General features: G+C 68.7%; 26 protein-coding genes and 1 tRNA gene. 19 read left to right on the forward strand and 8 right to left on the reverse strand.

All coding sequences use genetic code 11. The features are described from left to right. Window positions 1-37: 37 nt before the first annotated feature. The 11 genes from ACZ3HV_RS42540 (at window position 38) to ACZ3HV_RS42590 (ending at window position 11454) form a co-directional block, all read left to right on the forward strand. Window positions 38-958: an aminoglycoside phosphotransferase family protein gene (locus tag ACZ3HV_RS42540; protein ID WP_465693450.1), complete on the forward strand. Its 921-nt coding sequence runs from the start codon at window positions 38-40 to the stop codon at window positions 956-958. Between the two features lie 91 nt (window positions 959-1049). Next, the gene (locus ACZ3HV_RS42545) at window positions 1050-1550 is read left to right on the forward strand and encodes an anthrone oxygenase family protein (protein WP_465693451.1); all 501 of its coding nucleotides are present in this window, start codon (window positions 1050-1052) and stop codon (window positions 1548-1550) included. Window positions 1551-1610: 60 nt separating this feature from the next. Then, window positions 1611-2438: a TIGR03936 family radical SAM-associated protein gene (locus tag ACZ3HV_RS42550; protein WP_465693453.1), complete on the forward strand. Its 828-nt coding sequence runs from the start codon at window positions 1611-1613 to the stop codon at window positions 2436-2438. Window positions 2439-2583: 145 nt separating this feature from the next. Further along, a complete protein-coding gene (locus ACZ3HV_RS42555; RefSeq protein ID WP_465693454.1) occupies window positions 2584-5886 on the forward strand; it encodes an Rne/Rng family ribonuclease in 3303 nt (1100 codons plus the stop codon). Window positions 5887-6071: 185 nt separating this feature from the next. Further along, window positions 6072-6389, forward strand: a complete 318-nt coding sequence (gene rplU / locus ACZ3HV_RS42560; protein ID WP_012919954.1) for a 50S ribosomal protein L21 — start codon at window positions 6072-6074, stop codon at window positions 6387-6389. 12 nt (window positions 6390-6401) lie between these two features. Further along, window positions 6402-6662 carry a 50S ribosomal protein L27 gene (gene rpmA, locus ACZ3HV_RS42565; RefSeq protein WP_112245816.1) on the forward strand — a complete coding sequence of 87 codons (261 nt, stop codon included), beginning with the start codon at window positions 6402-6404 and terminating at the stop codon, window positions 6660-6662. A gap of 112 nt (window positions 6663-6774) precedes the next feature. Then, window positions 6775-8358, forward strand: a complete 1584-nt coding sequence (gene obgE, locus ACZ3HV_RS42570; protein ID WP_465693456.1) for a GTPase ObgE — start codon at window positions 6775-6777, stop codon at window positions 8356-8358. 3 nt (window positions 8359-8361) lie between these two features. After that, window positions 8362-9474 (forward strand): glutamate 5-kinase, encoded by a 1113-nt coding sequence (proB, locus tag ACZ3HV_RS42575; RefSeq protein ID WP_465693458.1) that lies wholly within the window; start codon window positions 8362-8364, stop codon window positions 9472-9474. Between the two features lie 52 nt (window positions 9475-9526). Further along, window positions 9527-9712 (forward strand): hypothetical protein, encoded by a 186-nt coding sequence (locus ACZ3HV_RS42580; protein WP_360377384.1) that lies wholly within the window; start codon window positions 9527-9529, stop codon window positions 9710-9712. Window positions 9713-9759: 47 nt separating this feature from the next. After that, window positions 9760-10200: a spore germination protein GerW family protein gene (locus tag ACZ3HV_RS42585; RefSeq protein ID WP_465693461.1), complete on the forward strand. Its 441-nt coding sequence runs from the start codon at window positions 9760-9762 to the stop codon at window positions 10198-10200. A gap of 9 nt (window positions 10201-10209) precedes the next feature. Then, window positions 10210-11454 (forward strand): glutamate-5-semialdehyde dehydrogenase, encoded by a 1245-nt coding sequence (locus tag ACZ3HV_RS42590; protein ID WP_465693462.1) that lies wholly within the window; start codon window positions 10210-10212, stop codon window positions 11452-11454. Here the strand turns inward: ACZ3HV_RS42590 and ACZ3HV_RS42595 are convergent. Together ACZ3HV_RS42595 and ACZ3HV_RS42600 are read right to left on the reverse strand one after the other, a co-directional pair. Further along, window positions 11439-12194, reverse strand: coding sequence for a 4'-phosphopantetheinyl transferase family protein (locus ACZ3HV_RS42595; protein WP_465693463.1), 756 nt, complete (start codon window positions 12192-12194; stop codon window positions 11439-11441). The two genes, ACZ3HV_RS42590 and ACZ3HV_RS42595, sit on opposite strands and share 16 nt — an antisense overlap. Further along, entirely contained in the window at window positions 12191-12769 is a 579-nt protein-coding gene (locus ACZ3HV_RS42600; protein WP_465693465.1) for a PadR family transcriptional regulator, read from the reverse strand. Before ACZ3HV_RS42600 ends, ACZ3HV_RS42595 begins: the two co-directional genes overlap by 4 nt. A 66-nt stretch (window positions 12770-12835) precedes the next feature. Between ACZ3HV_RS42600 and ACZ3HV_RS42605 the strand changes: the two genes are divergently transcribed. Further along, window positions 12836-13723, forward strand: coding sequence for an alpha/beta hydrolase (locus ACZ3HV_RS42605; RefSeq protein WP_465693466.1), 888 nt, complete (start codon window positions 12836-12838; stop codon window positions 13721-13723). On the opposite strand, the gene ACZ3HV_RS42610 is transcribed toward ACZ3HV_RS42605, so the two are convergent. Continuing rightward, a complete protein-coding gene (locus ACZ3HV_RS42610; RefSeq protein ID WP_465693468.1) occupies window positions 13710-14573 on the reverse strand; it encodes a winged helix-turn-helix transcriptional regulator in 864 nt (287 codons plus the stop codon). The two genes, ACZ3HV_RS42605 and ACZ3HV_RS42610, sit on opposite strands and share 14 nt — an antisense overlap. Before the next feature lie 79 nt (window positions 14574-14652). On the opposite strand from ACZ3HV_RS42610, the gene ACZ3HV_RS42615 reads away from it, so the two are divergent. Beyond that, window positions 14653-15852, forward strand: coding sequence for an MFS transporter (locus tag ACZ3HV_RS42615; RefSeq protein ID WP_465693470.1), 1200 nt, complete (start codon window positions 14653-14655; stop codon window positions 15850-15852). Here ACZ3HV_RS42615 and ACZ3HV_RS42620 read toward each other — a convergent pair. Next, a complete protein-coding gene (locus ACZ3HV_RS42620; protein WP_360377404.1) occupies window positions 15785-16234 on the reverse strand; it encodes an Lrp/AsnC family transcriptional regulator in 450 nt (149 codons plus the stop codon). The genes ACZ3HV_RS42615 and ACZ3HV_RS42620 overlap by 68 nt on opposite strands. Before the next feature lie 143 nt (window positions 16235-16377). Between ACZ3HV_RS42620 and ACZ3HV_RS42625 the strand changes: the two genes are divergently transcribed. The 6 genes from ACZ3HV_RS42625 (at window position 16378) to ACZ3HV_RS42650 (ending at window position 18971) form a co-directional block, all read left to right on the forward strand. After that, window positions 16378-16506 (forward strand): hypothetical protein, encoded by a 129-nt coding sequence (locus ACZ3HV_RS42625; RefSeq protein ID WP_360377407.1) that lies wholly within the window; start codon window positions 16378-16380, stop codon window positions 16504-16506. 79 nt (window positions 16507-16585) lie between these two features. Beyond that, complete coding sequence (locus ACZ3HV_RS42630; RefSeq protein ID WP_360377409.1) at window positions 16586-16744, forward strand: hypothetical protein; 159 nt, start codon at window positions 16586-16588, stop codon at window positions 16742-16744. 20 nt (window positions 16745-16764) lie between these two features. Further along, window positions 16765-17376: a nicotinate-nucleotide adenylyltransferase gene (gene nadD, locus ACZ3HV_RS42635; RefSeq protein WP_465693471.1), complete on the forward strand. Its 612-nt coding sequence runs from the start codon at window positions 16765-16767 to the stop codon at window positions 17374-17376. A 7-nt stretch (window positions 17377-17383) separates the two neighbouring features. Next, window positions 17384-17761, forward strand: coding sequence for a ribosome silencing factor (gene rsfS / locus ACZ3HV_RS42640; protein ID WP_360377414.1), 378 nt, complete (start codon window positions 17384-17386; stop codon window positions 17759-17761). Then, window positions 17758-18405, forward strand: coding sequence for a histidine phosphatase family protein (locus ACZ3HV_RS42645; RefSeq protein WP_465693473.1), 648 nt, complete (start codon window positions 17758-17760; stop codon window positions 18403-18405). The genes rsfS and ACZ3HV_RS42645 overlap by 4 nt, the downstream gene beginning before the upstream one ends. Window positions 18406-18898: 493 nt before the next feature. Then, window positions 18899-18971: transfer RNA gene (locus ACZ3HV_RS42650), tRNA-Ala, on the forward strand. Between the two features lie 17 nt (window positions 18972-18988). Here ACZ3HV_RS42650 and ACZ3HV_RS42655 read toward each other — a convergent pair. From ACZ3HV_RS42655 to ACZ3HV_RS42670, 4 genes are all read right to left on the reverse strand, one after another. Beyond that, entirely contained in the window at window positions 18989-20215 is a 1227-nt protein-coding gene (locus ACZ3HV_RS42655; protein ID WP_465693474.1) for a tyrosine-type recombinase/integrase, read from the reverse strand. 181 nt (window positions 20216-20396) lie between these two features. Beyond that, window positions 20397-20699, reverse strand: coding sequence for a helix-turn-helix domain-containing protein (locus ACZ3HV_RS42660; RefSeq protein WP_465693476.1), 303 nt, complete (start codon window positions 20697-20699; stop codon window positions 20397-20399). A 29-nt stretch (window positions 20700-20728) separates the two neighbouring features. Continuing rightward, on the reverse strand, window positions 20729-22315 hold the full coding sequence (locus ACZ3HV_RS42665; protein WP_465693478.1) for a replication initiator: 1587 nt from the start codon (window positions 22313-22315) through the stop codon (window positions 20729-20731). Between the two features lie 56 nt (window positions 22316-22371). Continuing rightward, a complete protein-coding gene (locus tag ACZ3HV_RS42670) occupies window positions 22372-22659 on the reverse strand; it encodes a hypothetical protein (RefSeq protein ID WP_465693480.1) in 288 nt (95 codons plus the stop codon). Between the last annotated feature and the right edge of the window lie 41 nt (window positions 22660-22700).

Here is a 22700-nt window from a genome sequence, read left to right on the forward strand (position 1 = left end):
TTGACCGTCGAGCGGGCCGGTGTGAGGCTCCGTTGCCGTGTCCCAGGTCGCGAAGCTCCACGATGACGAAGTAGATATCGACGCGTCGCTGGTGGCGCGCCTACTGGCCGAGCAGTTCCCGGAATGGGCCGCGCTGCCGATTCGGGTCGTCACCTCGTCGGGCACCGACAACGTGACGTTCCGCGTGGGCTCCGACCTCGCTGTCCGGCTGCCGCGCACCGCGTGGGCTCAGGGCCAGGTGGAGAACGACCTGCTCTGGCTACCGCGACTGGGCCCGCACCTTCCACTCGCCGTACCCGAGCCGCTGGCGATCGGGGCGCCGGGTGCGGGCTATCCCTTCACCTGGGGCGTGTACCGGTGGCTGGCCGGCGAGTCCTTCCAGCTCGATCAGCTCGCCGACCCGGAGGCTGCGGCCCGCGACCTCGCCGGGTTCGTCCGCTGTCTGCAGGCGATCGACACGACCGGAGCGCCCGTACCACCGGACGACCCGTTCAGCCGCGGTACGCCGCTCGCACCGCGGGACGAGCTCTTCCGTACGGCGCTCGACGAGTTGCGGGACGAGTTCGACACCGGACTCGTGCTCGCCGCCTGGGACGCGTCGCTGGCGGCCGGGGGACCCGGGTCGGCGAAGTGGATCCACGGCGATCTCATGCCGGGCAACCTGCTGGTGGCCGACGGCCGGCTGACCGCGGTCATCGACTTCGCCACCGCACGGGCCGCGGACCCGGCCGGCGATCTGCTGGCCGCCTGGTATTCGTTCGCCGGCGACTCGCGGCGCGCCTTCCGGGACGCCCTCGACGTCGACAACGACACCTGGGCGCGCGGACGCGGCTGGGCGCTGTCCCTGACGATGATCGCGATCCCGTACTACCGGACCCGCGATCCGGAAGCGGTGAGCGGTGCCCACGCGTTCGTCGCCGACATCCTGGCCGACTTCGCCGCGACTGAGTCGCGCTGACATGGATGTGAGTTTCGGCGACATGTCCGTGAAAGGTCCGGTCCAATAGCTTTTCCGGTGCGGGGCGTTCCCGCCGTACTGGAGGAGAGAGATGAACGGACTGCGGGTGGCGTCGTTGATGGCGGCCACGATGACGACCGGACTGGTGGCCGGCGTGTACGCGAGCTACGCGAACGCGGTCATGCCGGGCCTGGCGAAGACCGACGACAAGACCTTCGTCGGCGCGTTCCAGGCGGTCGACCGGGCCATCGTCAATCCGCTGTTCCTCGGGCTCGGGTTCGTCGGCGCGCTGCTGTTCACGCTGCTGGCCGGCCTGCTGTCCCTCAAAGAGAAGGCGCTGCCGTGGATCGCGATCGCCTTCGTGCTCTACCTGGTCACGATGATCCTGACGATCGCGATCAACGTCCCGCTCAACGACGCCATCAAGGCCGCCGGCGATCCGAACACGATCGACGTCGCCGCCGTCCGCGCCGCCTTCGACGAGGCCAAGTGGCGCACCGTCAACCTGATCCGCACCATTCTCGGAACCGTTGCCTTCGGCCTCCTCGGCTGGGCCCTCTACGTCACCGGCAAGTCCGCCGTCCAGCCCTGAAACCGGCCATCAGACCTCGCGGCAATCGCTTGCCGCGGGGAAGCCTGACACAATGCGGTCGTGCCACCTGTTCAAGCTCCGCCGTCGCAGCAACTCCCCGCGGTCCAGAAACTGCGGGTCCGGTTCGCCAAGCGCGGGCGGCTGCGATTCACCTCACACCGCGACTTCCAGCGGGCGTTCGAGCGCGCCGTCCGCCGGGCCGAGCTGCCGGTGGCGTTCTCGCACGGCTTCAGCCCGCACCCGAAGATCTCGTACGCCGGTGCCGCGCCGACCGGAGCCGCCTCCGAGGCGGAGTATCTGGAGATCTCGCTCACACATGAGCGGGACGCCGAGCAGGTCCGGTCCGCCCTGGACGAGGCGCTGCCGCCCGGTCTCGACGTACTCGAGGTGGTTGTCGCAGGCCCCGGCGGGCTGGCCGAGCGGCTGGAGGCGAGCGAGTGGCTGATCTCGTTGCCCGGTGTGGATCCGGAGGCGGCCACCGGCGCGGTGCAGGCGTTCCTCGCCCGGGAGGAAATTCTGGTCGAGCGCATGACCAAACGGGGACTTCGATCGTTCGATTGTCGGGACGCCGTTCTCCGACTCACCGTCGGCAGTGAACCGGGGTCTGTTGAGACGTGTGCGATACTGCAAGTGGTGTTACGGCACGGAACCCCGGCCGTGAGACCCGACGACGTTCTCGCCGGATTGCTGGCGGTAGCGGCGCTCCCGGTGACGGGCCCGGCTCTTCTGACCAGGCTCGCCCAGGGCCCGCTCATCGCGGCGACCGGCACGGTGGACGACCCGCTCGCTCGTGACCGCGACGCCACCCAGGCGACCGCGACCGGCCAGGCAGGTCCTCACCAGACGCATTCAGCGGAGGGCGACGCCGCCGCTCCCACCGAGCCCTGAGCACGGGCGGAGCGGATCCAGCAGGCTTCCGCCGTACCGGCACCGTTGCCGGAACAGCGAACCGTGACCGCCTTCGAAGTGGCTGCGCCCGGACCCGTGACAGGGGTCGCAGGATGCGCCGGAAGGCTTGAGGAGACCGCACCACATGCTCGACAACGAGCCGACCACCGAAGCAGCCGACCCGGCTGCCACCGCCCAGCCGGCCGCCCGCAGAACTGCGAAGAAGGCCGCTACCAAGATCACCACGACGCGCAAGCGGACGGTCAAGAAGACCGCCGCCGCCGAGGAGGTCCCGACCCAGTCCGACGGCGAGACCGCCGACCCGGCACCGGTGAAGAAGGCCGCCGCGAAGAAGGCGGTCGCCAAGAAGACCACGGTCAAGAAGGCCGCCGCCAAGGCGCCCGCCAAGAAGACCGCTCAGCGCCCGGCCAAGAAGACGGCGGCCCAGGACACGTTCCCGGAGCTCAACGAGGCGCCGGAGACCACTCCGGCCGACGGCGGCCCGGTCGTCGAGAGCGCACCGGCGGCGAAGAAGACCACCCGCAAGCGCACCGCGAAGAAGACCGCCGCGACCGGCCTGACGACCGCTGACTCGCCGGTCACCGACGGCCCGGTCGCGGACGCAGAGACCACCCCTGGCTCCGGCGCGAGTGAGGTTGCGCCCACCGCGAAGCGCGCGTCCCGGCGTCGTGGCTCCCAGCCTGCCGTCGAGGAGGCGCCGAGCGCCATCTTCCCGACCGCGGACGCCACGGCCACCGACTCACCCGCCGAAGGCACCGAGACCGCGGCCCCGGCGGACGAGTCGTCCACCCGCCGGACGCGCCGCCGTGCGCCGGCCGCCGCGGCCGTGCTCTTCCAGGCGCCGACCGACGTACCGAAGCAGGCTCCCGCGCAGGCCGCGGTGACCAGCCCGGTCGAGGCCACCCCCGAGGCAGCAACGACGACCGCAGGCGCCGAGCCGAATGCCGAGGAGCATCCGACGACCCGCCGTCGCCGGAGCCGCCGCGGTCGCGACACCGAGACCCGTGAGGCCGAGGCGCGCGAGGGTGACACCCGCGAGGCCGACGCTCGCGAAACCGGCACCCGCGACGCCGACGGCGCCGAGACCGCTGCCGAGCCGACCCGGCGGTCGACCCGTACCAGGGCCGGCGCACAGACCGCTCAGCCGACGGAAGAGACCACGGACGAGGACGAGGCGGCGGACGAGACCGCCGACGCGCAGTCCGAGGACGGCGAGGAAGGCGGCGAGGGAACCCGTCGCCGTCGTCGCCGCCGCGGTGGCCGTCGTCGCCGCAAGTCCGGTGACAACGACACGGACGACAACGCCGACGAGCACTCGGACGACGACGAGCAGGACGAGACCGAGGCCGAGTCCGGCTCGGACGACGAGCAGGACGCGTCGGCCGACTCCGACGAGGACGGCGACACCACGGGCAGTTCGTCCCGGCGCCGCCGGCGTCGTCGCCGCCGCAAGGGCGAGGAGGGCGGCTCCGCGTCCCCGGACGACCCCGACGAGACCGTCGTACGGGTCCGGGAGCCGCGCAGCAAGAACACCGCGAACGAGATCACCGCGGTCGAGGGCTCGACCCGGCTGGAGGCGAAGAAGCAGCGCCGCCGCGAGGGCCGCGCCGCCGGTCGCCGCCGGGCGCCGATCGTCACCGAGGCCGAGTTCCTGGCCCGGCGCGAGTCGGTCGAGCGGACCATGGTGATCCGCGCCCGCGGCGACCTGACCCAGATCGCCGTCTCCGAGGACAACGTCCTGGTCGAGCACTACGTCGCCCAGGAGGAGCAGGTCTCGCTGATCGGCAACGTGTACCTCGGCCGGGTGCAGAACGTGCTGCCCAGCATGGAGGCCGCGTTCATCGACATCGGCAAGGGCCGCAACGCCGTCCTGTACGCCGGTGAGGTGGACTGGGCCACGCTCGGCGGGGCCAACGGCCCGCGCAAGATCGAGCAGGTGCTGAAGTCCGGCCAGGCCGTGCTGGTCCAGGTGACCAAGGACCCGATCGGCCACAAGGGCGCCCGGCTGACCAACCAGATCAGCTTGCCCGGCCGGTACGTCGTCTACGTCCCGCGCGGCGGCAACGGCGGCATCAGCCGCAAGCTGCCGGACACCGAGCGGAACCGCCTGAAGGGCATCCTCAAGGACATCGTCCCGGACGAGGCGGGCGTGATCGTCCGGACCGCGGCCGAGGGCGCGTCGGAGGAGGAGCTGACCGCCGACGTCAGCCGGCTGCAGAAGTACTGGAACGACATCGACAAGAAGTCGAAGGGCGGCCAGGCCCCGCAGCTGCTGCACGGTGAGCCGGATCTGCTGATCCGGGTGGTCCGTGACCTGTTCACCGAGGACTTCACCAAGCTGGTGATCTCCGGGGACGACGCCTACGACCAGGTCCGCGAGTACGTCTCGGATGTCGCTCCGCACCTGGCCGACCGGGTCGAGAAATGGGCGTCGGACGGCGACGTGTTCTCGAACTTCCGGATCGACGAGCAGATCAAGAAGGCGCTGGACCGCAAGGTCTGGCTGCCGTCCGGTGGTTCGCTGATCATCGACCGGACCGAGGCGATGACAGTCGTCGACGTGAACACCGGCAAGTTCACCGGCTCCGGCGGCAACCTCGAGGAGACCGTCACCAAGAACAACCTGGAGGCGGCCGAGGAGATCGTCCGGCAGCTCCGGCTCCGCGACATCGGCGGCATCATCGTGATCGACTTCATCGACATGGTGCTGGAGTCGAACCGGGACCTCGTGCTGCGCCGGCTGGTGGAGTGCCTGGGCCGGGACCGGACCAAGCACCAGGTGGCCGAGGTCACCTCGCTCGGCCTGGTCCAGATGACCCGGAAGCGGATCGGCACCGGGCTGCTCGAGGCGTTCAGCGAGAACTGCGACCACTGCGGTGGCCGCGGCCTGATCCTGCACGACGAGCCGAAGGAGTCCCGCCGCCGCGACAGCCGCAACGGCCAGGACCAGAACAAGCCCGCCGCGCAGACCGACGAGCCACGCAAGTCGTCCCGCCGCCGCGGGCGCGGCAAGGGCCGCTCCGACGAGGAGCAGACCGAGCCGGAGGCCACCCAGCCCACCGGTGACGCCGCCCAGCGCCTGGCCCAGATCGCCGCCGCGTCGTCCAAGAAGGATGAGGACGGCGCCGGTACGACGGAGACGCCGACCGGCTACCCGATTTCCGCGGCCGGCGACGAGCCGGTCAGCCCGGAGGCCACCGGCTTCCCGGTGTCCGCCGAGACGGCCGAGGCGACCACGACCGTCGCAGCCGAGGTCACCAGCGGCACCGAGTCGACTGAGCCCGCGGAAGCGGCGCAGAACGGCTCGCCGAAGACCGGCAGCACCAGGCGCCGGCGCAGCAGCCGGAGCCGGGGCAAGGCGGCCCAGGACGGTGACGCCGGCAGCGACACCACCGACTCCGCCGAGCTCGTCTCCACCAGCAACTGACGAGGTACGAACGGTGTCCCCGAGCAGCACGAAGCATCCCGGTCCGACCCGGTTTGACCCGTCTGTGAGGGGACCCGTAAACTTGAGCTTCGGCGCGCGTTCCGCGTGCCATGTTTGTGTGGGCCGCTAGAGGTCTGTGCAGGCCCCCAGAGGAACTTCCGAACCAGCAGAGAGTGAGATCCACGGTGTACGCGATCGTGCGCAGTGGCGGCACCCAGCAGAAGGTCGCCGTCGGCGATGTCATCGAGATCGACAGCCTGACGGATCAGGTCGGCGACACGGTGTCGCTGTCCGCAGTCCTCGTCGTCGATGGCGATACCGTGACGACCGATGCCGCCGCTTTGTCCAAGGTGGCCGTGTCGGCTGAGGTCCTCGGCCGCACCAAGGGCCCGAAGATCCACATCCTCAAGTACAAGAACAAGACCGGTTACCGCAAGCGCCAGGGGCACCGCCAGCACTACACCCAGGTCAAGGTCACCGCGATCGACGCGAAGAAGAAGTGAGCTGATCCAGACATGGCACACAAAAAGGGAGCTGCCTCGACCCGCAACGGTCGTGACTCCAACGCGCAGCGGCTCGGCGTGAAGCGCTTCGGCGGCCAGCTGGTCAACGCCGGCGAGATCATCGTCCGCCAGCGTGGCACCCACTTCCACCCGGGCAACCTGGTCGGCCGTGGTGGCGACGACACGCTGTTCGCGCTGGCCGAGGGCCACGTGGAGTTCGGCACCCGGCGCGGTCGCCGCGTCGTCAACATCGTCCCGGCCCCGGCGGAGTAACACCGCCACCCGGACGTATTTCAAGCTCTGCAAAGGGCGGGTCGCGGAATACCGCGATCCGCCCTTCAGCTATGTAAGAGGCAGTATCTCCAGCAGGAAGTAGAGAACATCGATGGCGATCCCCAGCTTTGTCGACCGCGTGACGCTGTTCGTCACCGCGGGCCGCGGCGGACACGGATGTGCCTCGGTGCACCGGGAGAAGTTCAAGCCCCTCGGCGGTCCCGACGGCGGCAACGGCGGTGACGGCGGCAGCGTGATCCTGCGCGTCGACCCGGACACCACGACACTCGTCGACTACCACCGCTCCAGCCACCGCACCGCGACGAATGGTGCCCAGGGCAAGGGCGATCACCAGGCCGGCAGCAACGGCGGTGATGTCGTCCTGCCGGTCCCCGACGGCACGGTCATCAGTACGACGGACGGCGTCGTACTCGCGGACCTCGTCGGCTCCGGCGCGGAATTCGTCGCGGCGCAGGGTGGCAAGGGTGGTCTGGGCAACGCGGCCCTGGCCAGCAGCGCCCGCAAGGCTCCCGGTTTCGCCCTGCTCGGTGAGGACGGCGAGGAGCGCACCCTCGTCCTCGAGCTCAAGGTCGTCGCGGACATCGGCCTGGTCGGGTTCCCGAGTGCCGGCAAGTCGTCGCTGGTCGCGTCGATCAGCCGGGCCCGGCCGAAGATCGCCGACTACCCCTTCACCACCCTGATCCCGAATCTCGGTGTCGTGGTCGCGGGGGAGACCACCTTCACGGTGGCCGACGTCCCCGGGCTGATCGAGGGCGCGAGTGAGGGGCGCGGGCTCGGGTACGACTTCCTGCGGCACGTGGAGCGGTGCGCGGCACTGGTCCACGTCATCGACTGTGCGACGTACGAGCCGGGCCGGGATCCGCTCAGCGACCTGGACACGATCGAGGCCGAGTTGGAGGCGCACGGTGGGCTCGAGGACCGGCCGCGACTCGTTGCCCTGAACAAGATCGACGTACCGGACGCCCGGGACATCGCCGAGATGGTGCAGGCCGAGCTGGAGCAGCGCGGGTTGCGGGTGTTCCCGATCTCGACCGCTTCGCACGAAGGTCTGGAGGCGCTGAAGTTCGCGATGGCCGAGATCGTCGTACGGCGTCGTGCCGAGGAGTCCAAGCCCGACACCACGCGGATCGTGATCCGGCCGCAGGTGCAGGGCGGGCCCGAGTTCAAGGTGAAGAAACTGCCGGACGGCGGCGGCTGGCTGGTGCAGGGCGACAAGCCCGAGCGCTGGGTCAAGCAGACCGACTTCGCGAACGCGGAGGCGACCGGTTACCTGGCCGACCGGCTGAACCGGCTCGGTGTGGAGAAGGAACTGCTGGAGCGCGGTGCGCTCGAAGGCGATGCGGTCGTCATCGGTGACGGACCGAACGCGATCGTGTTCGACTTCGCGCCCGAGGTCCAGGCCGGGGCGGAGATCCTGGCCCGGCGCGGTGAGGACCACCGGCTCGAGGAGCCGCGTCCGGCCGTCCAGCGGCGTAAGCAGAAGGACACCGACTACCACGCCCACCGCTCGGGCGAGCTCGTCACCGATCGTTCGGAGTACGGGCAGGGCTGGGTCGAGGACGAGGTCGACCTGTCCCCGGCCGAGGCCAAGCGAGCGGCGGAGAAGGCGGAGAAACTCGCGCGCAAGGACGCGCGCGAGCTCGAAGCTCAGCAGGAACTCGACCAGAACGGTTGACCCATGAAGGAACGCGCGGAGGTCGTCAAGGCCACGCGGATCGTCGTCAAGGTTGGCTCGTCGTCGCTGACCCAGCGCGGCAAGATCGACCTCGAACGACTCCGGCTGCTCGTCGACGCCCTCGCGGCGCAGCGGGTGGAGGGGGCCGAGGTCGTGCTCGTCTCCTCCGGCGCCATCGCCGCCGGCCTGGCCCCGATGGGCCTGCGGTCGCGACCGCGTGATCTCGCTACGCAGCAGGCGGCCGCGTCGGTCGGCCAGGGGCTGTTGATGTCCCGGTACAGCGACGCGTTCGCGGCGCACGGGCTGCGCGTCGGGCAGGTTTTGCTGACTGTCGACGATGTGACTCGGCGGAGTCACTACCGCAACGCGTACCGGACGTTCGCGCGGCTGCTCGAGCTGGGTGTCGTACCGATCGTGAACGAGAACGACACGGTCGCCACCACCGAGATCCGCTTCGGCGACAACGACCGGCTGGCGGCGCTGACCAGTCACCTCGTCCACGCGAATCTGTTGCTGCTGCTGTCGGACGTCGACGGGCTGTACGACGGGGATCCGCGCAAGCCCGGTACGTCGATGGTCGCCGAGGTCCGCGGACCCGCCGACCTCAAATCGCTGAGGATCGGCCGGAACGGGTCATCCGGGGTGGGCACCGGCGGCATGCACACGAAGGTCGAGGCGGCCGCGATCGCCACCGAGGCGGGGATTCCGGTCGTGTTGACGTCTGCCGCCCGGGTCGGCGAGGCACTGAGGGGAGTGCCCGTGGGCACGCTCTTCCATCCCACCGGTCGCCGCCGCAAGACGCGTCTGCTCTGGCTGGCCCACGCCACTTCCGGCCAGGGCATCCTGCGCCTGGACGAAGGCGCGGTCCGGGCCGTGACAGAACGCCGTACGTCGCTCCTCCCGGCCGGAATCTCCGCCGTCGAGGGCACCTTCTCCGCCGGCGATCCCGTCGACCTGGTCTCCCCGGCCGGCGTCGTCATCGCCCGCGGCCTGGTCAACTACGACGCCACCGAACTCCCCGACCTCCTGGGCCGCTCCACCCGGGACCTGGCCCGGGAACTCGGCGCCGCCTACGAACGAGAGGTAGTCCACCGCGACGACCTGGTCCTGCTGTAAAGGGGTCCAGGGACCCTTGCCCGCCGGGCCGATGTTCCCCAAGCTCGGTGGTATGAGCGGAAAAGGCAACCGGGGCGCCGGTGGCGGGGACGCGGTCTACGGACTCGGCCTGATCGGCGCCCTTGTGTACTACATCCAGCAAGCCGACAGCTTCTGGGGAGTCGTCGTCGGCATCCTCCAGGCACTCGTCTGGCCGGCCTTCGTCGTCTACGACCTACTGAAGTTCCTGCATCGCTGAAGCAGCCGGCGACCGTTGCGCCGGTCGGAGATCGAGAGGTGGGCGACATGGCCAAGTCAACCCGGACGGATGTCCTCGAAATCCTGCAGGGGGTGGTCGACAACGTCAAAGCCGGGATGGTTTTCGGCAATCCCGTCAGCAAGGACGGTGTGACCATACTGCCGGTGGCCCGCATCAGTGGCGGTGGCGGGGGAGGCGGTGGTACCGGTCAGCAGACGGGTGGGCAGGACATGGACGGTTCCGGCGGCGGGTTCGGCCTGATCGCCAAGCCGGCCGGCGTGTATGTCCTTCGCGACGGCAAGGTCACCTGGACCCCGGCCGTCGACGCCACGAAGGTGATCCTCGGCTTCCAACTGCTCGGAATGGCCGCGATCCTGACCATCCGCGCGCTCCTCAAGAGCCGCCGGCGACGCGATCGGCGTGACCGAACCGGGGTGGCGGTCGCCCCGAGTGAGACGGCTGAGGGGGACGGACGGGGAGGGACCTAGGATGTTGGCGTGAGCGAGATCATCGAGTTGGCGAGGCGGGCGCGGGAGGCGTCGTACGCGTTGGCGGAGGCCTCGCGGGCGACCAAGGATGCGGCGCTGCACGCGTTGGCGGCGGCGTTGCGGGCGCACACCGACACGATCGTCGCGGCGAACGCGAAGGACGTCGCGGCGGCTCGTGAAGCCGGTACGCCGGAGTCGACGGTGGACCGCCTGGCGCTGGACCCGGCTCGCGTGGACGGGATGGCCGCCGGCCTGGAGCAGTTGGCCGGGCTGACTGATCCGGTCGGCGAGGTCGTCCGTGGGTACACGTTGCCGAACGGTCTGGAGCTCCGCCAGGTCCGCGTCCCGTTCGGCGTGATCGGCATCATTTACGAGGCCCGCCCGAACGTGACGGCCGATGCGGCCGGCATCTGCCTCAAGTCCGGCAACGCGGTCCTGCTCCGCGGCTCGTCTTCTGCCGCCGCGTCCAACGAGGCGATCATCGCCGTACTGCGGGACGCCGTCGCCGAGGCTGGTCTGCCGGCTGACGTGATCCAGGGCGTGCCGACGGATCGCGCCGCGGTGAAGGAGCTCATGCAGGCCCGCGGGCTGGTCGACGTACTGATTCCGCGCGGTGGCGCCGGGCTGATCCAGACTGTGGTCACCGAGTCGACCGTGCCGGTGATCGAGACCGGTGTCGGCAACTGCCACGTGTACGTGGACTCCGAGGCGGATCTGGAGCTCGCTCTGGCGATCCTGCTGAACTCCAAGACGCAGCGCCCGAGTGTCTGCAACGCGGCCGAATCCCTGCTGGTGCATGCGTCAGTGGCCGACGAATTCCTGGCCGCCGCCCTGCCGGCGTTGGCCGACGCCGGGGTGACCGTGCACGGTGATCCGGTGGTAGTTGCTGCGGGCAAGGATGTTGTCGCGGCGACGGATGAGGACTTCGGCGCGGAGTACAACTCGCTGGACCTGTCCGCGGCGGTCGTGGAGTCGTTGGAGGCTGCCGTGCAGCACATCCGCCGGTACAGCTCGGGCCACACCGACGCGATCATCACCCGGTCGCAGGCCTCCGCCCGCCGGTTCGTGCAGGCCGTGGACTCGGCCGCGGTCGTGGTCAACGCGAGTACGCGCTTCACCGACGGCGGCGAGTTCGGCTTCGGTGCGGAGATCGGCATCTCCACCCAGAAACTCCACGCCCGTGGGCCGATGGGCCTGCCCGAGATGACGTCCACCAAGTACGTCGTCACCGGCGAGGGTCAGATCAGGAGCTGACTCGCGTCCCTGACGTTGACGACGGGCGGTTCGGCACACACCACCGCGAGCGCCGCGCGATGGTCGGGACCGACGGCCAGCTCCTGCAGTTGAATTCCGTCGGGGACTGCGACTCTGCGCAGATCCGTCCTCAGCCCGTCGCCGGTGGCCTTCACGACCGCCTCCTTGCGCGTCCAGTACGTCGTGAACGCGCGAACCCTCTCGATCCCGTCGTACCGCTGCAACTCCTGCACTTCAGACGGAGCCAGCGCCATCCTCGCCACCCCGTCGACATCCATCCCCGGGTCGATCTTCTCCACGTCGAGTCCGACCGGGTGGTCGCCGATCGCGACACCGACCAGTTCGCCGGAATGCGTGACGGACAGCTCGACGCCGTCCGCGCGGACCTTGCCGTGCGGCTTCCCACAGTCGGGGCAGGTCCGATCCAACCGGACCTTTGGTGCAGGCAACGAAAACCGTGCCGCCAGCAACCGCCGTACGATCGTGCACCCGAGCAGGAACCGCGCCTTGTCCTCATCCCGCAGGTACGCCGCCAGCCGTCCGCGCTCGACCTCGTCGAGATCATCCGCGAACTTGTCCCGCGCCTGATCGATCCGAGCCCACCACACCTCGGTCACCGGCCCGGTCCGACCGTCGGTCGCTGGCCCGGTCCGACCGTCGAACGCCGGCGCGGTCCGACCGTCGAACGCCGGCGCGGTCCGACCGTCGCCGGCCACGCCCGCGCCCGCCCCGACCGTCATACCGGGCCGGGTTTCCAGGTCAACGATCCGGTTGTCAGATCGTCGACAATCCCGTCGATCCATTCCGCCTCGGCCACCGTGACCGCCCGCTGGTACTCCGTTTCGAGCAGCGCGAACCGGGGGATCGGCGCGCCTTCGACCTCCAGCGTCAGCTCGGCGTCCAGCTCCGCGATGCGTTTGGTGAGGTGATCGCGGCGCTCGGCCAGCAGCTCCGCGGCCGTCTCCGGCGTCACCAGCATCACGAACGACAGCCCCGCCGGGAACTCGGGGAACTCGTTGCGCGGCGTGGTCAGGATCTCCGCCAGCCACTCCCGGCAGACCGCCCGCCCGTCCTCGGTCAGGTGGTACACCGTCCGCTCCGGGTAGCGCTCGTCCCGCTCGGTGGCGCCGGCGGTGATCAGCCCGGCCTCCTCCAGCCGGACGATCATCCGGTACAGGCTGGTCCGCTGGCCGACGTTGACCACCTGGTCCTTGCCCCACTGCTTGATCAGCCGCTGGATCCCGTACGGATGCAGCGGCCCGTTCTCCAGCAGGCCGAGGATCGCGAGCGCGAGCGGTGAGCGTCGGAAGGTCACGTCGTCAGCTTACGGGATCATAGATACTAGTTGCAATGCAACTAGAGGATGTGTGACTATCGGATCATGAGAACAGCAGAACTGACCGAGGGTGCGGTCGAGTCCCGCGACGGCACCACCATCGGCTACTGGAAGACCGGGCAGGGACCGGCGATCGTCGTACTGCACGGGAGCATGGAGTCGGCGCGCAGCCACACGCTGCTCGCGGAGGCGTTGGCCGGCGACTTCACCGTCTACCTCCCGGATCGCCGCGGCCGCGGTCTGTCCGGTCCGCATCGCCCGGACCACACCGTGCGTACCGAGGTCGAGGATCTCGAGGCCGTGCTGACGTCGGCGGGCGCCGAGTTCGCTTTCGGGGTGAGTGCGGGTGGCGCGGTCGTGCTGGAGGCGGCGCGGACGCTGCCTGGCCTGAAGAAAGTCGGATTGTATGAGCCTGCGATTGTCGACAATCCGACGCCGCATCGGGAATGGCTGGCCCGCTTCGACCGTGAGGTTGCCGAGGGCAACCTTGCTGGGGCGATGGTGACCAGCATGTATGGATTGCAGTTGGCGCCGGCGTTCCTGAAAGTGATCCCGCGGCGGCTGATGACGCGGATGACCGAGAAGATGCTGGTCAAGGACGAGCGGCAGGCCGCCCCTGGTGCCGTCACGATGCGCACGCTCGCGCCGACGATTCACCACGAGGGCGCGTTGATCGCCGAACTCGCCGGGACTTTCGAGGCGTACCGCGCTGTCTCGGCGGAAGTCCTGCTCATGGGTGGCAGCAAGGGCCTGGCGGCGTTGAAGCCGTGGCGGGACACGCTGGAGAAGGCGCTTCCGCACTGCCGGCGGGTCGAGTTCGACGGCCTCGACCATGGTGCGTCGAGCGACCCGGGTGGGACCAATCCGGGCGGCAGCGCCAAGGCAGTCGGCCGAGTCGCCGACGAGCTCAAGGCGTTCTTCAAGCAGTCCTGAGGGCCCAGTCGACCGTGTCCGCGATGTCCGTGACCGGGTATCGCACGGCTTTGACGATGCGGTCGTCGCCGATCACGAGTACGACGCGTTTGAGCCGCTCGTACCCGCCGGCGCGGAACGTCGGCAGCCGGAGCGCCGCGGTGAGCTCCAGCTCGAGGTCGGACAACAGGGTATGCGGGATCTCCTCGGCCTTGGCGAACGCCTGCTGTTCGTCGGTCCGTTGCGTACTGACTCCGCGGACCGCGACTCCCTTGGCGGCGAAATCGTCGTACCGCGCGGCGAAGAGGCGGTTCTCCAGCGTGCAGCCGCTGGCGCCGGCGATCTCGCTCCAGCCGTCCGGCAGCGGGGTCGGTCGCCCGGTCGCCGGGTACCCGAACAGGACCGTCGCGCGGGAATTCGGGTCGACAACGTCCTGCGCCGTACCTGCGATGGATGGCAGGGTGATCTGCGGGACGGACCGTCCGACCAGGTCGTGGATCCGGTGCGCGGGTGGCTCGTCGGCGTCGTTCGTACCGGTGAGTGAGCCGTCGCCGAGCAGCCAGCGGTCGCCCCAGTCCTGGAGCGCGACCAGCACCGGAAGCAGTGCGCGGCCGCGTGGGGTGAGGCGGTAGGCGTAGCGGGTCGGGTGGTCCTGGTACGCCGAGCGCTCGACGATCCCGCTGTCGAGCAGGCCGGTGAGTCGCTCGGTCAGCACCTTGCGGGAGATGTGCAGCGAGTCGGCGAGTTGGTCGAAGCGATCCAGGCCGCGGGCCAGGTCACGCACGATCAGCAGTTCCCAGCCGTCGCCGATGACACCGAGGGACTGGGCGATCGCACAGTCCGGCTCGGGCGAGAAGCTGCTCCGCCGCACGTCGACCCCAATCCGGTTGCCACCACGCTAATGCCGTGAGTAAGTTCCTCTTAGGAACTCACTCTACCTGGGGGACGTCATGTACTGGCGCCGCATCGCGGAACTACCGGCCTGGCTCAAGGCGGTGATGGTCGGCCAGTTGGTCAGCTCGGCCGGCGCGCTGGCGTGGATCTACCTCACGCTCTACCTGGTCGAGGACCGCGGGATGTCGGCCCAGGAGGCCGGCTTCGCGGCTGCGGCGTACGGCGTCGGACTGCTCGGCGGCAATCTTGGTGGCGGCTGGTTCGGCGACCGCTTCGGTCTGCGCACGGCGGCTGTGGTCAGTCAGCTCGCCTGGGCCGTGAGTTGCGTGGCGATGCCGCTCGTGCCGAACTGGTCGCTCGCCGGGGTCGCCGTACTGGCCGGGCTCTTCGGCGGCGCGAGCCGGCCGAACTTGAGTGCGCTGGTCGCGACCGCACTTCCGGCCGAGCGCCGGCGGGAAGGAATCGCGTTGTCGCGGACGGCGAGCAACGCGGGTTTCACCATCGGACCACCGCTGGGTGGACTGCTGGCGACGTACAACTTCTCACTGGTGTTTGTCGTCGATGCGGTGAGCAGCTTGGTGCTGGCCGCGATCATCTGGCGCCGGGTGCCGAGTGCGCGGCGCGCCTCGTCGGTCTCTGCTGCCGGGCTCTGGCGGGTCTTGCGCCGGGATCGATCGGTTCTGGTGCTGCTGGCGACGATCGTGGTCGTCGACACTGTGTATCGGCAGGTGTTCGCGACGATGCCGTTGGTGCTGCGGGACCACGGTTCGCCCGCGGTCGCGTACGGCGTACTGATCGGGTTGAGCTCCGTGGTCATCGTGTGCTGTGAGGCGCCGCTCGCCGTACGGCTGCGTGGGCACTCGGGGCTGCGGGTGATCGCTGTCGGGTTCGCTCTGGTCGGAGTGGGACTGGCTGCCCTGGGGGTCTGGCCGGCGCTCGCCGGTGCGACGGTCGCGATCGTCGTGATCACGGCGGGGGAGATGCTCTACAAACCGACCGCGACCGCTCACGTCGCCGACGCTGCCCCCTCTGGCATGGTCGGCCGCTACTCCAGCCTGTACGCCGCCGCGTCGATCAGCGGCATGTTCCTGGCCCCGGCGCTCGGTGGAGTCGCCTACGAGCACACGCCCGGGTTGCTCTTCCCGGTGGCGGCCACGCTGGCTCTTGCGGCGGCCGCCGTACTCGTGCTCACTCCGGAAGGGGTGCGGGCCGGCCTTCCCAGCGAGTCGACAGTACGACCGTCGTCCGGGTCCTGACCACGCCGTTGACCCGGCGGAGGGAGCCGACGACCGCCTCGAGTTGGGTGACGTCGGCGACGCGGACCTTGACCACGAGCTCCTGGTCGCCGGCGACGAACCAGCAGTCCTCGACCGCGACGATCTCCCGGACCTGCTCGACAATGTCGTCGGTCTCCACGTCGTCGCGCTGGAACAGGCCGATCAGCGCGCTGGTGCCGAGCCCGACCTGCGCCGGCGCGACCACGGCGCGGTACCCGAGCAGCACGCCGCGCTCCTCCAGCCGTCGGACCCGTTCCTGGACGCTCGGGCCGGACAGCCCGACTACCCGGCCCAGCTCGGCCCAGCTGGAGCGGCCGTTCAGCCGGAGTGCCTCGATCAGCTGCCGATCGATCGCGTCCATGAATCCTCCCGTTCACCACAGATTCGAAGGCTGGGAATCTTGTGAGCCTTTAATTCGTTTGTAAGAGCGTACTGCAAACCATACAATGTGAGGTGTCGGGGTAGCCCGCCCCGGACCCGTCGTACCAACCCAGTGAAGGAATCATGATCACCCCCGAAGTTGCCCGTGCCCACATCGACGAGCTGCACCGGATCGCCGCGCAGTCCCGGCGTGCCCACGCCGTACCGTCTGCCTGGCGCCGGCTGCTGACCCGTCACATCCGCCACAGCTGACCGATCTGTCCGCGACCGGTAGGCCCGCCCGGGCCACCGGTCGCTGTTGTGTCGGTGGCTAGGAGATAGGCTCTGCATCATGTTCTCGCTCCTCGTGCCGCAGGTGGCGGCCTTCGAAGAAGCCGGTACCGAGGCTTCGCACATCTCGCCGTGGTGGTACGGCGGGTTCGCGCTGTTCGTGCTCGTCCTGCTGCTGCTCGTCACCGTCATCATGGGCAAGGGCCGGCCGCACAGCTGAGCGGCTGAATACTGGCTGATATGGCTTCTGTCGAGCGGGTCCGGCGCGTAGGCGTGATGGGTGGCACGTTCGACCCGATCCATCATGGCCACTTGGTCGCCGCCAGCGAGGTGCAGTCGTACTTCGATCTGGACGAGGTGATCTTCGTCCCGACCGGCCAGCCGTGGCAGAAGTCCGACCGGAAGGTTTCCGCGGCCGAGGATCGGTATCTGATGACCGTGATCGCGACCGCGTCGAACCCGCGGTTCTCGGTCAGCCGGGTGGACATCGACCGGCCGGGTCCGACGTACACGATCGACACCCTGCGCGACCTGTCCAAGTTGTATCCGGACGCCGAGCTGTTCTTCATCACGGGCGCCGACGCGCTCGCCCAGATCCTCACCTGGCGCGACGTGGACGAGATGTTCAAACTGGCCCAGTTCGTCGGCTGTACCCGGCCCGGGACCGAGGGCCTCGAGTTGCCGCTGGACCAGCTGCCGATGGACCGGATCACCCTGCTCGAGGTGCCGGCGCTGGCGATCTCGTCGACCGAGTGCCGGGCCCGGGTCGCCAAGGGCAACCCGACCTGGTACCTCGTGCCCGACGGCATCGTCCAGTACATCGCCAAGCGTGAGCTCTACACCAACCGTTAGGAACCACATGCCAGCCAGCGAACGCGCCATCGAGCTGCTCACCGCGGCCGCCGAAGCGGCCCACGACAAGAAGGCCGAGAACGTCCTCGCCTTCGACGTGTCCGAGCAACTCGCCATCACCGACGCCTTCCTGGTCGCGTCCGCCTCCAACGACCGCCAGGTCCGCGCCATCGTCGACGCCGTCGAGGAGAAGCTCCGCGTCGACTTCGACGCCAAGCCGGTCCGCCGCGAAGGCGCCCGGGAAGGCCGCTGGGTGCTGCTCGACTACCTCGAGATCGTCATCCACGTCCAGCACGACGAGGAGCGCAGCTTCTACTCCCTCGAGCGCCTGTGGCGTGACTGCCCGGTGATCCCGCTGCCGTCCCCGATCCCTTCGGCTGAATGACAGCGGGGCGGCTGATCGTCTGGCGGCACGGCCGGACCGAGTGGAACCTGCAGGACAAGATCCAGGGCCAAGCCGACATCCCCCTCGACGAGGTCGGCATCGCCCAGGCACGCGCCGCCGCCGCGCGCCTGGCCGCCCTCGCCCCGACCCGCCTGTTCGCCAGCGACCTGCAGCGCGCTGTCGCAACCGCGGGTGAGCTCTCGGTGCTGACCGACCTCAAGATCGAGTACGACGAAGCCCTCCGCGAGATCGACGTCGACAACTGGGCCGGCATGACCATGGCCGAGCTCGCCACCATCCACCCCGAAGCAGCCGCCCGCATCCGCTCCGGCGAACCCCAACGCCGCGGCGAGGCCGGCGAGACCATCGAAGAGGTCGCCGCCCGGTTCGCGGCCGCTCTGGAGCGGATCGCCGACCTGGGCGCCCCCGAGGACACCATCGTGATCGCCACCCACGGCCTCGCGGCTCGCGTCGGCATCTGCCTGTTCCTCGGCATCCCCCAAGCCCACTGGCCCGCCTTCGGCGGCCTCTCCAACTGCAACTGGGTCTCGCTGCTGCCCAGCCGCAACCACCGCTGGCGCATCGAAGAATGGAACGCCGGCTCCCTCCCCGAACCAGTAATGAGCGACGACCCCCAACGATGACCCGTAAAAGGTAGGGAGCGGCCCAAGAGACACCGCTCCGCGGCGGCTGTTCCTTGGGCCCTTCGGCGGCTCCGCAGACCGCTATCCGGTGTGCTGTGTTCGGCGCGGGGGAGCGTGGTGTGTGCCAATGGACACCGCTTCGCGGCAGTCTTTCGGGCCGCCTTCGGCGCCTGCCGCAGAGCGCCATCCGGAGTGCTGTGTTCGGCGTGGTGCAACGTGGTCGCGGCAGGGGCGAACGCTGGCGGGTCAGGGCGCAACCCGCTTGGCGCGGCTTCCCCAGATCGCCCCGTCCGGCTCTCCGGACTGCTTTGACTGGCGGATGTGCGGCGGTGCGCCGGGCGAGGAGGATGGAGCGGGCTCGGCGCCTGGAGGACGAAGTCGGGCGCCACGAGACCGTGGTTCAGCGTCATCCAGCGGCTGTCGCGGAGCAGCCCCACCCGATTTTTCTTCGAAGGCACTCATCCGCTAAACTTCCGGAGTCGCAAGACACCGCGGGGCTTTGGCGCAGTTGGTAGCGCGCTTCCATGGCATGGAAGAGGTCAGGGGTTCGAATCCCCTAAGCTCCACCGCAAGAGTTAGCAGGTCAGGAGGCACTTTCGCCCCCTGGCCTGTTTTCGTTTGAGGCCCCAGTGGGAGAGATTTGGGAGAACCGCTCGCCTCCCACCAACTTGGCCGCCAGGGTCTCAGCCTCCAGCTGGGCCTTCTCGATGGTGTCCTTGATCACGGGCACCCACGTGAGCAGCTTCTCCCGCTCGTCGGCGTCCAGCGCGAGTACGGACGTGATCCAGCGGTCCTCTAGAGCCTCCGAGATCCGTCGCTCCATCTCGGTCCTCACGTGGTCGTAGACCCGACCCATGCCCTTCATCTTGTGACCAAGCCGCGCACGGCGAGCGACCTCCTCGATGCCGTCCTCGGTGAGCCAGGTGGCGTGCGTGTGTCGCCCCTCGTGGAAGCGGAAGCCCGAAAGGATCGCAGGCATGTGGCGCTCCGATGTCGGGTTACTCGGATCGACGCCGTCCCACGCGGGCCGCCAGAAGCGCTGGCGGAAGTTGGAGCGGTACCAGGGCTTGCCCTGCAGCGAGGTGAACACGAGCGAACTCCCACTCGGTCGGGTCGCGAGGAGCAGTTCGTAGATCGATGCGATGCTCGGAGGTAGTGGGACCCAGCGCTCACCCGCTGGTGACTTCGTGCGAGCGTTCCGCCGCGTACGCCGGGGACGACGCGTACCGTGCGCAAGGTCGAGCGCGGCTCGTTCGGTCACGTCGGTTCCACCCTTGAGCAGCCGACCGTCGACTTCCTTGAGTGGTTGAAAAACCGCAATCGCCTTACTGACCTGGTCGTACTCAACGAGGGTTTGGCCGGCCAATTCGCCCCAGCGCCCTCCGGTGTATGCATCGAGGAGACCGAGCACCAAGCCACTCAACCCAAGCTCGTTCTCGTATAGCCGCATACTTGCCCGCAGGACTTGCAGCGGTGTGGCAACGTACTTCTCCGACTCCCAGTCCCCGCCAGTCACGCGGATACCCGAGCAGGGGTTCGCGGGAATCACCCTAGCTTTCACTGCCGCGTTCATGATCGTGGAGAAGCATCCGAAGTACGACGCAACCGAGGACTCTTCATAGTCGTTGTGGAGCTGAGTCACCCAGGTCTCGATGTCGAAGTGGCTGTTGAAGATGCCGATCATCGGCCAGTCGCCCCACTTGGGAATCAGTTGCCTATCGAGGTATCTCCGGTACTTGACTCGGGTGTTGTCGCTCAGCCTGCCGGTGACGGCAGCGTGCCACTGGTTGGCGAAGTCTTCGAACCGCATCTCCGCTACTCGTGGATCGATCCATGTGTTGTGACGTATGCGGGACTCTTCGTCGCCTGCGGCTTGGAGCGCAGCCCGCTTGGTGCTGAATCCCGATGTTGAGCCGTAGGTGCCGTCCGGGCGGCGATAGCGGCCACGCCATCCCTTGCCTCGTCTCTCTGCGAATGCCATTACACATCTCCTATGCGACTCGCGCCGACCGCGAGCGCGTCGGCCCATTGATTGGCCTCTTCGCGGTCATGCGCAGGATCTCTTGCACGTCCTCGGCATCGAATCGGTAGTGCTTCCCGAAACGGTGATGAGGCAACAATCCGGCAGCGAGCTGATCCTTGATCGTTCGCGCCGGGATCTTCAGGACGACAGCCAGGTCATCGACGGTAAGCAGCTCGTCTATGCCGAGTGCCGACTTGACTTCCAACTGGGCGATCGCGTCAGCAAGAAGCCGCATCGACTCAGACAGAGCGTCGCCTTCCTGTGGTGTCATCCGAACCTCCCTTCCTTGACAGTTACGTGTCAGTCGTTGTTGCTTTCAGCAAGTAGTTCCTTGACGAGGCGTCGGTGCTCGCGGGCTTTGGCGGCGGCGGTGTTGGCGAGGAGTGCGTCGCCGATGGTCTTCCAGCCGGTGCCTGCGTAGGTGAAGTTGCCGACGATGAGGGTTGTCTCAACGTCGTCGGTGTGGTCTGCGGTGCGGTGGTGGTCGCGTCGCCAGTTCGCCCGAGCCTCGCGGAGGGCTTTGAGGGTGGTGGAGTACTGGCGGGATTTGGTGGAGAAGTGGCCGCCGAAGCCGAGCATGTGTGCCCACCGTTGAAGTCGCCGGTAGGACAGGCGTCCGGAGTTCTTGGCTGCTTCGGTTTCGTCGAGGTCGGCGCCAGGGCGTCCGAGTCGCCAGCAGGCATCGACCAATCGGCCGGCGTGTGTCCGCACGGTGGCGTATCGCATCACGGTGGCGTTGGTTAGCCGTGCGGATGAGTGGCCGGTGGCTTCTGCGCCCTTGGTCGCGTACTTAGCGAGGTACCCAGCGACGGCGGTGTCGGTGATCGCGCCGTCAACGGCGAGGCGGACATGCCGCAGGTCGAGTTGGGTACCCCATTCGATGAGCCAGCCTTCGGGCCGGTCAGGGTGCGGCAGGGACCGGAACCGGGTGGTTGCGGCGGCTCGACGTACAGCGTCGGCGAGCATGGTGAAGGTCGCGGCACAGGCAGGCGGCTCGATGAGGGTGGGGTCCAGGGGGTTGACGCCGTCGAGGCGCATGAGGGCGTGGAAGTGTGCGACGCCGCGTGCCTGGAGTTCGGCGACCTTGCCGTAGGAGAGCTTGACCGAGCAGCCGTGCTTCTTAGCTTCAGTGCGGAGGAGATCTTTTGCGCGGTCCATGGTCCGTCGCCACAGCTCGCCTGAGAGGGCGTTCCACACGACTTGGTGGTCGTGGTCGTAGCAGTCCAGGCACAGGGGTGTGCCGAGGATCTTCTCGCCGTCGTGGTGGGTTTGGTGGCAGCGTAGATCGATGCCGTGGGGGCAGTAGTCGGGGTTGCGGCGGGGTCGGCAGGGTCGGTTGCGGATCTGGCCGTCACGGGTGCGGAGGGAGCGGGTGCCGTGGACGGGGCCGAACGTAGGCGCGGTGAAGGTGACAAACGCGGACGGATGCTGTGCGACGGTGGCGGGGATGCCTTTGCCACCCTGGAGGCCGGCCAGCACGAGTTGGTAGGTGTCGCCCCGGTAGGTCTCTGCGCAGGACGGGCAGACGGCAGCGCGGCGGTTGCCGCAAGCCTTGTAGATAACCCGATCGGGCATCGCGTCGGTGTGCCGGGTCGAGATGACCCTGCCGGTACGTTCGGACACGACATGGGCTTCGCCGCGCAGCTGGATGGGGCGGAGGCATCCGCCTGCCGACGTGGTGTGCTCCAGCCATGCGGTGTACTGCGCGTAGTCCGCGGTTGAGGCGGCCCTGGCGACGGCTTGCTCGAGACCTGAGGCGGGGTTGGAGCGCTTGCCGGGATCGACGCGTGGCCTGCGGGTCTGCACAGTCAGGAGCGGGTCTTGGGAGCCGCTCGGTGGTTCGATCGTGGTCGTGGTCGTGGTCGTGGCGGTGCTGGTGGGCTTCACGGTGGTTCCTCCTCTCCGGCTCGGCGCGACGGGCAATGGGCGTTGACGGTTACGTGTCAGGCAGCGGTTGGGCTCGGGCCGAGTGGCACCGTGGTTCGGGCGGTGTCGAGGGTGGAGATGCCGAAGAGTTGGTAGCCGCAGCCGGGGCAGTAGCGCGCTTCGATGTGTCCGTCGACGGCGATGACGGTGTAGTCGTCGCCGGGTTCGAGAACGGCGGGGCACCAGTCATGTCCATCGAGGTGGTCGTTGGCGACCCAGTCGCACAGGAAGGTGCTGTCGGCAACGGCGTGGTAGGCGGTGACTTCGGCGTACGCGTTGGGTTCGGTGGTGTGGCTGATGGTCATCGCGATTTCCTTCCTTCGATGTTCTCGGTGGTCTACTGAGG

The sequence above is a fragment of the Kribbella sp. NPDC020701 genome (genome assembly GCF_055562215.1).

Excerpts from the sequence above, each read along its gene's own strand:
- ACZ3HV_RS42660 (WP_465693476.1), bottom strand. The coding sequence starts at position 20,699 with ATGACACCACAGGAAGGCGACGCTCTGTCTGAGTCGATGCGGCTTCTT.
- ACZ3HV_RS42630 (WP_360377409.1), top strand. The coding sequence starts at position 16,586 with ATGTTCTCGCTCCTCGTGCCGCAGGTGGCGGCCTTCGAAGAAGCCGGT.
- ACZ3HV_RS42545 (WP_465693451.1), top strand. The coding sequence starts at position 1,050 with ATGAACGGACTGCGGGTGGCGTCGTTGATGGCGGCCACGATGACGACC.
- rpmA (WP_112245816.1), top strand. The coding sequence starts at position 6,402 with ATGGCACACAAAAAGGGAGCTGCCTCGACCCGCAACGGTCGTGACTCC.
- ACZ3HV_RS42605 (WP_465693466.1), top strand. The coding sequence starts at position 12,836 with ATGAGAACAGCAGAACTGACCGAGGGTGCGGTCGAGTCCCGCGACGGC.
- ACZ3HV_RS42555 (WP_465693454.1), top strand. The coding sequence starts at position 2,584 with ATGCTCGACAACGAGCCGACCACCGAAGCAGCCGACCCGGCTGCCACC.
- rsfS (WP_360377414.1), top strand. The coding sequence starts at position 17,384 with ATGCCAGCCAGCGAACGCGCCATCGAGCTGCTCACCGCGGCCGCCGAA.
- ACZ3HV_RS42655 (WP_465693474.1), bottom strand. The coding sequence starts at position 20,215 with ATGCGGTTCGAAGACTTCGCCAACCAGTGGCACGCTGCCGTCACCGGC.
- ACZ3HV_RS42620 (WP_360377404.1), bottom strand. The coding sequence starts at position 16,234 with ATGGACGCGATCGATCGGCAGCTGATCGAGGCACTCCGGCTGAACGGC.
- ACZ3HV_RS42625 (WP_360377407.1), top strand. The coding sequence starts at position 16,378 with ATGATCACCCCCGAAGTTGCCCGTGCCCACATCGACGAGCTGCACCGG.
- ACZ3HV_RS42580 (WP_360377384.1), top strand. The coding sequence starts at position 9,527 with ATGAGCGGAAAAGGCAACCGGGGCGCCGGTGGCGGGGACGCGGTCTAC.
- ACZ3HV_RS42670 (WP_465693480.1), bottom strand. The coding sequence starts at position 22,659 with ATGACCATCAGCCACACCACCGAACCCAACGCGTACGCCGAAGTCACC.
- proB (WP_465693458.1), top strand. The coding sequence starts at position 8,362 with ATGAAGGAACGCGCGGAGGTCGTCAAGGCCACGCGGATCGTCGTCAAG.
- obgE (WP_465693456.1), top strand. The coding sequence starts at position 6,775 with ATGGCGATCCCCAGCTTTGTCGACCGCGTGACGCTGTTCGTCACCGCG.
- nadD (WP_465693471.1), top strand. The coding sequence starts at position 16,765 with ATGGCTTCTGTCGAGCGGGTCCGGCGCGTAGGCGTGATGGGTGGCACG.
- ACZ3HV_RS42595 (WP_465693463.1), bottom strand. The coding sequence starts at position 12,194 with ATGACGGTCGGGGCGGGCGCGGGCGTGGCCGGCGACGGTCGGACCGCG.
- ACZ3HV_RS42645 (WP_465693473.1), top strand. The coding sequence starts at position 17,758 with ATGACAGCGGGGCGGCTGATCGTCTGGCGGCACGGCCGGACCGAGTGG.
- ACZ3HV_RS42585 (WP_465693461.1), top strand. The coding sequence starts at position 9,760 with ATGGCCAAGTCAACCCGGACGGATGTCCTCGAAATCCTGCAGGGGGTG.
- ACZ3HV_RS42615 (WP_465693470.1), top strand. The coding sequence starts at position 14,653 with ATGTACTGGCGCCGCATCGCGGAACTACCGGCCTGGCTCAAGGCGGTG.